Below are 7,061 nucleotides of genomic sequence, written 5' to 3' on the forward strand. Positions count from 1 at the left end.
GCTTCAGGCGCATCCGGTCGCCCCAGCGCTGCGCTTCGTTGGCGTGCGAGAGCCACAGCTGTTCCTTGGCGCGGGTGATGCCGACGTACATCAGCCGGCGTTCCTCGTCGAGGCGGCCTTCCTCGATGCTGGCCTCGTGCGGCAGGTTGCCGTCCTCGACGCCGACGATGTTGGCGGTCGCCCCGCCCGGCTCGAAGCCGTCGGCGAATTCCGAGCCCTTGCCGTTCACGGGAAATGTGCCGACCCGCTTCACGGCACCGCGCAGGCCATGGCCGTCGATGCCGAGCTCAGGATGACCATCGGCGAAACGCCGCGCGCTTATGGCTTTCGGCAGCATCGCGCCTTTCTCCTGCGTCGGGAGATCGGCGCATGACCCGGCTTACCTACGCCATCGTCACTACGGCGGCCGTCTCGCTTATCGGCGTGGCTTCGATCGCTTCGTTCGCGCCGCGCCTGATCTGGAACGCGTCCGCCAGCACGCCGGTCGGCTTCTACACAATCGGCGACGTGGGCGCGCTCGACGTGACCGATCTGGTCGCCGTCGACGCACCCGAGCCGCTCGCAACCTTCCTGTCCGATGGCGGCTACCTGCCACGCGGCGTGCCGCTCCTGAAGCGCGTCGCCGCGGTCCCGGGACAACGGGTTTGCCGGACCGGGCTCGCCATCACGGTCGACGGCGTGCCGATGGGCGACGCGCTCGATCGCGATCGTCGCGGGCGCCCGCTGCCCGTCTGGCAGGGCTGCCGGTTGGTCGCGAACGGCGAGCTGTTCCTGATGAACTGGCAGGTCCGCGACAGCCTCGACGGTCGCTACTTCGGGCCGCTCCCGGCCTCCGCCGTGATCGGCCGGGCAACCCCTCTCTATACCGACGAGGACGGCGATAGCCGCTTCGTTTGGCGCGCGCCGACGCGGTGACGGCGCGCCCATGACCCTATCCACCGCAATATGAAGGAGACGACCCATGCCCGTGATCGGTCAATTCATTCGCGAAAATGATGGCTTCATCGGCCACCTGACGACGCTGTCCTTGCATCAGGACATCATCATCGTCGCGGCCGAGCCGTCCGATGCCGAGAACGCGCCAGACTTCCGCGTCCATGTTCTCGACAGCATGAACAACGAAACCGGCGCGGAGATCGGCGCCGGGCCGAAGGGTCCCCAAGCCGAGTCGGTGCGGCCGGCCTGAGTGCCCTCCCCCTACCATGACGGGATGGGCGGGGGTCGGGCTGTCGGTCGGCGGCTGGTCGCGGCCGGCCTTGGGCCACATGTAGCTGACGAAGCCCTGGCCCTTGGCCTTGGCCTCGATGCGATGCGGCTTGAGCGGCAACGCGATCTGCACCGTCTCGCGCACCGGCAGCGGCCCCTCGAGCACCACCTCGTGGCGCCCCGGCCCCAGCTGCAGCCAGCGCTGGGCGCCCAGCGAGATGTCGCCGACCAGATCCACCGCCACCAGCAGGACCAGGCCCACGGCGTAGACCGGATAGGCGATCGCGAACCACCAGCGCAGGTCGCACATGGCCAGGATGATCATGACGATGAAGTAGACGCCGAAACGCAGTAGATGCTTGTCGGCCCAGGGCTCCCAAGACGCGCCGGCGATCGAGAACAGCATCAGGCTGCCGACGCCGGCGATCAGCGCCAGCACCAGGCAGAAGGTCCAGTCGACCTCCATGAACTTGATGATCGGCCGGTCGCGTTCGCCGGGCCGGGTCAGGCCGCCGCTGAGGGTCATCGGGGCGCTCCCTGCGGAGAAGTGGACGGTGGGGGCGCGGCGGGCGCATCCGTCGCGGGCGGCGGCGGCGTCTCGACGGGATCGTCGGGGGCGGCGCCCTCCATCACGTCGTCGGGCGCGGCCTCGGGCAGAGGCGCCGGGCGTTCGATACGGGCCCGGATCTCGGGATCCTTCAGCAGCGCCACCCGCATGACCTCGCGCGCGCGGGGGGCGCCGGCCGTGGCGCCGCCCATGCCGCCGTGCTCGACGATGACGGCGACCGCGTAGCGCGGATCATCGTAGGGCGCGAAGGCCACGAACAGGTTGTGGTCCTTCAGCCGCCAGATCGTGCCCGTCCCCTTGCGGTTGGCGACGCCGTCATAGCTACGCACCTGCGCCGTGCCGGTCTTGCCGGCCATCTGCACGTCGCCAAGCCCCAGCTGGCTTTGCCTGTAGGCGGTGCCGCGCACATCGTTGGCCACGGCGGCCATGCCACCCCGGACATAGGCCAGGTGCTCGGCCGAGAATGGCAGGTCCGGCACCTCCGCCCCGCTGGGCTGCTCGACGCCGCCGACCGACTTGATCAGGCGCGGCACCAGGGCCTTCTTGGCGTTGGCCAGGCGCGAGGTCATCACCGCCAGCTGCAGGGCGTTGACGGTCAGGGCCCCCTGCCCGATCCCGTAGCTGGGCGTCTCGCCCGGAAACCAGATCTGGTTGGCCGGATTCTTCTTGAAGGCCCGCTTCTTCCACGCCCGGTCGGGCACGTTGCCCTTCTTCTGGCCGGGGATGCCGATGTCGAACAGCTGGCCAAAGCCCATCGCCCGCGCGGCGTTGGCGATGGCGTCGGGGCCGATCTTGAGCGACGTCTGATAGAAATAGATATCGCACGAGTTCTTGATGGCGTCGTGCAGGTTCTGGGGGCCGTGGCCGCCCGGCTCCCAGCACCGCCAGGTGCGGCCGCCGTAGTACCAGCGGCCGGGGCAGTTGATCCGGATCTCGGGATCGATCCCGGCCGTCAGCGCGGCCAGGCCCACGGTCGGCTTGAAGGTCGAGCCGGGTGGGAACAGGCCGGTCATCGACTTGTCCAGCAAGGGCTTGCGCTCGTACTCGGCCAGGGCCTTGTACTCGGCGCCGGACAGGCCCTTCACGAAGCGGTTGGCGTCGAAGCTGGGCGCCGAGACCATGGCGAGCAGATCGCCGTTGCGGACGTCCATCACGACGATCGCGCCGCTTTCGTCGCCCATCACCTCAAGCGCGCGGTTCTGGATGTCGGCGTCGAGCGTGAGCCGGATTTCCTTGCCCGGCGTCGGGGGAATGTCGCCCGCTGGGTCCAGCCGGACGACGCGACCTTGCGCGTCGACCTCGGTCTTGGTGGCGCCGGCGCGGCCGCGCAGTTGCCTGTCGAACGCCTTCTCGACCCCCTGCTTGCCGATCCGGAAGCCCGGGTGGTGCAGCAGCTCCTGGTCCTGGGTCGCGTCGCCCTCGGCGGCCTTGAGGTCGCGATCCGAGACCTTGGCGACATAGCCGATCACGTGGGCGAACGCGCCGCCGAACGGATAGACCCGCACCTCGCCCATGTCGGCGGTGACGTTGGGCAGTTCGGGCGCGCGGATGTTCACGCGGGAGAATTCCTCCCACGACAGGTCTTCCATGACCACGACCGGCGCCCGGCGCGGGGCGCGATCCAGCTCCTTGAGCACGCGGGCGCGGCGCGACCCGTCGATCGGCACCAGCTTGGACAGGTCGTCCAGGACCCCTTCGGCGTCGAGATCCTTGTCCTTGTTGATCATCAGCCGGAAGTTCGGCCGGTTGGACGCCAGCGAGACGCCGTTGCGGTCCAGGATCAGGCCGCGCGGCGGCGGCACCAGGCGGTAGTTGAACTGGTTGCCCGCCGAAAGCTTCTGGTAGCGCTGAGCCTCGACCAGCTGCAGCTGCGCCAGCCGGCCGCCCAGAGCCAGCAGGCCCGCGCCGGTCAGGCCGCCCAGCAGGAAGGCCCGCCGGTGGAAGACGCCCTGGCGCTCGTTGACCTCGGAGAAGAAGATTGAGGGCTCGCTCATGACCTCACCGGAACCGCACGTCGGCGTCCTCGAAGCGATCGATCAGGCGATAGGCGAAGGGGAACAGCACCGTCGTGGCCAGAAATTGCCAGAACACGGCCAGAAGGCTGGGCATGGCCAGGCTATCGAGCATGGTGAAGAGGTAGCCGGCCGCCATGCTGAGCGCGGTGATGGCCGCGAACCAGCCCCACAGGATCGGCTGGCTCTGCCCCGTCATCATGTTGCGGAACAGCAGCACGACCGCATAGCCCAGCAGCAGGGACAGGCCCCACAGACCTGTCGGCCCGCCCCAGAAGACGTCCAGGAACAGGCCCAGAAGCAGGATCGCGAACGGCGCCAGGATAGAGGGCCGGATCAGGGCCCAGGCGAAGGCTGGGACCATGGCGAAGACCGGCTCGGGCAGTTGCAGGCCCCAAACGCGCAGCGGCGCCGAAAGCAGCACCGTCGCGCCGATGCAGGCGGCCATCGGCAGGCCCAGCCAGACCGTTGGGTTCAGAGGCCGCGCGCCGCTCATCGCGGCGGTTCCGTGGGCGTGACGGGCTTGACCGCCACGGGCTTCGCGGGAGTGGTCTGAGCCGGCGCAGGCTTCGCAGACGATGCGGGCGCGGTGGTCGTGGGCGCTTGCGGCGGCGCCTGAGGCGGCGGGGTCGGGTTCGACAGGATCGAGGCTTGCGGATCCTCGGTCGTCACCGGCGGCAGGCTGTGGGTCTCCAGCTGCTTCTGGTCGGCCAGCTGGGCGAAGTCCTTGAACAGCAGGATGCGGACGTAGTCGATCGACGACTGGTCGGCGAACAGCACCACGCGCCAGCGACCGTCCAGACCCTTCACCGCCGCGCCGACCGGCAGGCCGCGCGGCACGACGCCGCCGTCGCCCGAGGTCACCACCCGGTCGCCCTGCTGGATCGGATCGACGCCGCGCAGATACTCGAGCTTGGGATTGGGGCCGCCGTCGCCCGTCAGGATGGCGCGGGCGTTGGTGCGGTCGATCATCACCGGCGTGCGCGAGGCGATGTCGGTGAGCAGCAGCACCCGGCTGGCGCCCTTGGCGACGCCGACGACGCGGCCGACCAGGCCCCGCTCGTTCAGCACCGGATTGCCGACCTCGACGCCGCGCTCGGAGCCGGCGTCGGCCAGGCGGGTGTTGGCGAAGGGGCCCCGGCTGTCGCTGACGACGCGCGCGGCGGTCATCGGGATCGGCGGATCGGTGCGCAGGCCGAGCAGCGAGCGGAAGCGGTCGTTCTGGTCCTGCAGCGCCAGAGCGCGGTCCCGCCACTGCCGCATCTCGGCCATCTCGGCCTTCAGGCGACGGTTCTCCGACGCCGTGAAGAAGTAGCTGCGGACATAGTCGACGCCGAGGCCCGTCCAGCGGCCCGGCGCGGCGATAGCCCCGCTGACCGGCTTGGCCACGGTGTCCATCGTCTGTCGGGTGACGCCGTACGCCTGTTCCTGGAGGGTCTCGCGACGGTCAGCCAGCAGGAAGGCCACGGCGATGACGGCCGCCACCACCAGGGCCACGGCGGCCGTCCAGGTAAGCGGCACTTTCAGGTCGCCGAGGGGACCTTCGCGAAAGGGCACGTACTGTTCTCCTGGCGCCCCCCGGCGCCTCTAGAGGAGCTTTTAAGACTAGGCCAGGGTGGATTCCAGGACGCCCTTCATCCACTTCGGATGCTCCAGCACCTTGCCGCAGCCCAGGGCCACGCACGACAGCGGGTCGTCGGCCACGGTGACCGGCAGGCCGGTGTGGTCGCGGATCTCGGCGTCCAGGCCGCGCAGCAGCGCGCCGCCGCCCGTCAGCATGATGCCCTTGTCGGCGATGTCCGAGGCCAGCTCCGGCGGGGTGGCTTCCAAGGCGACCTTCACGGCCTCGACGATCTGACCGACCGGCTCGGCCAGGGCGTCGGCGGCCTGCTTCTCGCTGATGCGGACTTCGCGCGGCACGCCCTGCATCAGGTCGCGGCCCTTGACGTCGATCGACAGCCCCTCGCCGTCGGCCGGCGCGCGGGCGGTGCCGATTTCCTTCTTGATGCGCTCGGCGGTCGTCTCGCCGATCAGCAGGTTATGGTGGCGACGCATGTAGCTGATGATCGCCTCGTCCATCTTGTCGCCGCCGACGCGGACCGAGCGCGAATAGACGATGCCCGACAGCGACAGCACGGCCACTTCGGTGGTGCCGCCGCCGATGTCGACGACCATCGAGCCGGTCGGCTCGTGGATCGGCAGGCCCGCGCCGATCGCGGCGGCCATCGGCTCGTCGATCAGACCGACGCGACGGGCCGAGGCGTTCAGGCAGCTGTCGTTGATGGCGCGGCGTTCCACGGCGGTGGCGCCCGACGGCACGCACACGATCACCTTCGGGTTCACGAAGCCCTTGCGGTTGTGAACCTTGCGGATGAAGTACTTGATCATCTCCTCGGCGACTTCGAAGTCGGCGATCACGCCGTCGCGCATCGGGCGGATGGCTTCCATGTGGCCCGGGGTGCGGCCCAGCATCTGCTTGGCCTCGATGCCCACGGCGTGGACGATCTTGCGGCCGCCGACGTTGCGCAGCGCCACCACCGACGGCTCGTTCAGAACGATCCCCTTGCCCTTCATGTAAATGAGGGTGTTGGCCGTTCCGAGGTCGATGGCGATGTCGTTCGAGATCACGCCGAAGAGGGAAGAGAACATTGAAAGCCCTGACTGAGGGGTAGGAGGGGCGTTGGCGACTGTCAGATCGAGGTAGCGGGCAGAGGCAGATCGAAGAAGTGGAACCCGTTCCGTCCGGACATCCGGCAGAAGAGGCGACGAAGGAAAACGGCTCCTACTTCAAATCCATGCGAGGACAACATGATTCCCGCAACTTGGGGACTTCGACCCGGTCGGCGCGCCCTGAACACCGGGCGGAAGCGCCGCCGCCTGGCCGCGCCATCGTCCTGATCGCCAAAACGCATCGGCGACAGCCCGTTTGCCCTGCGAAAGCGTTGATTTCAAGGTCTATTCGGCGCGTGTTTGACGGGTTTTCCGGTCAAGTCGTCCAAGCACCCGATCGTGGCGAAATCTAGCCCACGGCCGCCATCACGACCCCGACCGCCGTCACCGCGCCGGCCAGCAGTTGCAGCGGGGTCAGACGTTCCTTGAACAGACGACGTCCGGCGATGGCGGCGATCGGCATCTCGACCACTCCGACCGCCCTCACCGGCCCCACCGGCGACAGCGCCATGGCCGTGAACCACAGGCCCGAGGCCGCCGCGCCGCAGAAACCGGCGCCCAGCGACTGGCGCCAGGCGGCGATGACCGCTTTTAGCGACGCCGGA

The 7,061-nt window shown here is 69.0% G+C and carries 7 protein-coding genes and 2 pseudogenes; 2 read left to right on the forward strand and 7 right to left on the reverse strand.

Going from position 1 to position 7,061, the window contains the following annotated elements:
- Positions 1–337 (reverse strand): 3'-5' exonuclease (locus tag Q0379_RS23045; protein WP_299017320.1); only part of this gene is annotated, 337 nt, incomplete at its 3' end.
- Between the two features lie 32 nt (positions 338–369).
- Here Q0379_RS23045 and Q0379_RS23050 point away from each other — a divergent pair.
- Positions 370–915 carry a S26 family signal peptidase gene (locus tag Q0379_RS23050; protein ID WP_037520543.1) on the forward strand — a complete coding sequence of 182 codons (546 nt, stop codon included), beginning with the start codon at positions 370–372 and terminating at the stop codon, positions 913–915.
- Between the two features lie 46 nt (positions 916–961).
- Positions 962–1,186: a DUF736 domain-containing protein gene (locus tag Q0379_RS23055; protein ID WP_299017345.1), complete on the forward strand. Its 225-nt coding sequence runs from the start codon at positions 962–964 to the stop codon at positions 1,184–1,186.
- 204 nt (positions 1,187–1,390) lie between these two features.
- Here the strand turns inward: Q0379_RS23055 and Q0379_RS23060 are convergent.
- From Q0379_RS23060 to Q0379_RS23085, 6 genes and pseudogenes are all read right to left on the reverse strand, one after another.
- Positions 1,391–1,732 (reverse strand): annotated as a pseudogene (locus Q0379_RS23060) (FtsW/RodA/SpoVE family cell cycle protein); the annotation flags it as partial.
- Positions 1,729–3,768 carry a penicillin-binding protein 2 gene (gene mrdA / locus Q0379_RS23065; RefSeq protein ID WP_299017336.1) on the reverse strand — a complete coding sequence of 680 codons (2,040 nt, stop codon included), beginning with the start codon at positions 3,766–3,768 and terminating at the stop codon, positions 1,729–1,731. The gene mrdA and the pseudogene Q0379_RS23060, both read right to left, overlap by 4 nt.
- A 4-nt stretch (positions 3,769–3,772) precedes the next feature.
- A complete protein-coding gene (locus tag Q0379_RS23070; RefSeq protein ID WP_299017338.1) occupies positions 3,773–4,282 on the reverse strand; it encodes a hypothetical protein in 510 nt (169 codons plus the stop codon).
- Positions 4,279–5,343: a rod shape-determining protein MreC gene (gene mreC, locus Q0379_RS23075; protein WP_299017342.1), complete on the reverse strand. Its 1,065-nt coding sequence runs from the start codon at positions 5,341–5,343 to the stop codon at positions 4,279–4,281. The genes Q0379_RS23070 and mreC overlap by 4 nt, the downstream gene beginning before the upstream one ends.
- A gap of 48 nt (positions 5,344–5,391) precedes the next feature.
- Positions 5,392–6,435: a rod shape-determining protein gene (locus Q0379_RS23080; protein WP_004623009.1), complete on the reverse strand. Its 1,044-nt coding sequence runs from the start codon at positions 6,433–6,435 to the stop codon at positions 5,392–5,394.
- Between the two features lie 370 nt (positions 6,436–6,805).
- A pseudogene (locus Q0379_RS23085) lies at positions 6,806–7,061 on the reverse strand (EamA/RhaT family transporter); the annotation flags it as partial.

This window comes from uncultured Caulobacter sp., from assembly GCF_937900395.1.
Taxonomy (GTDB): Bacteria; Pseudomonadota; Alphaproteobacteria; order Caulobacterales; family Caulobacteraceae; genus Caulobacter.

Excerpts from the sequence above, each read along its gene's own strand:
- Q0379_RS23050 (WP_037520543.1), top strand. The coding sequence starts at position 370 with ATGACCCGGCTTACCTACGCCATCGTCACTACGGCGGCCGTCTCGCTT.
- Q0379_RS23055 (WP_299017345.1), top strand. The coding sequence starts at position 962 with ATGCCCGTGATCGGTCAATTCATTCGCGAAAATGATGGCTTCATCGGC.
- mrdA (WP_299017336.1), bottom strand. The coding sequence starts at position 3,768 with ATGAGCGAGCCCTCAATCTTCTTCTCCGAGGTCAACGAGCGCCAGGGC.
- Q0379_RS23070 (WP_299017338.1), bottom strand. The coding sequence starts at position 4,282 with ATGAGCGGCGCGCGGCCTCTGAACCCAACGGTCTGGCTGGGCCTGCCG.
- Q0379_RS23080 (WP_004623009.1), bottom strand. The coding sequence starts at position 6,435 with ATGTTCTCTTCCCTCTTCGGCGTGATCTCGAACGACATCGCCATCGAC.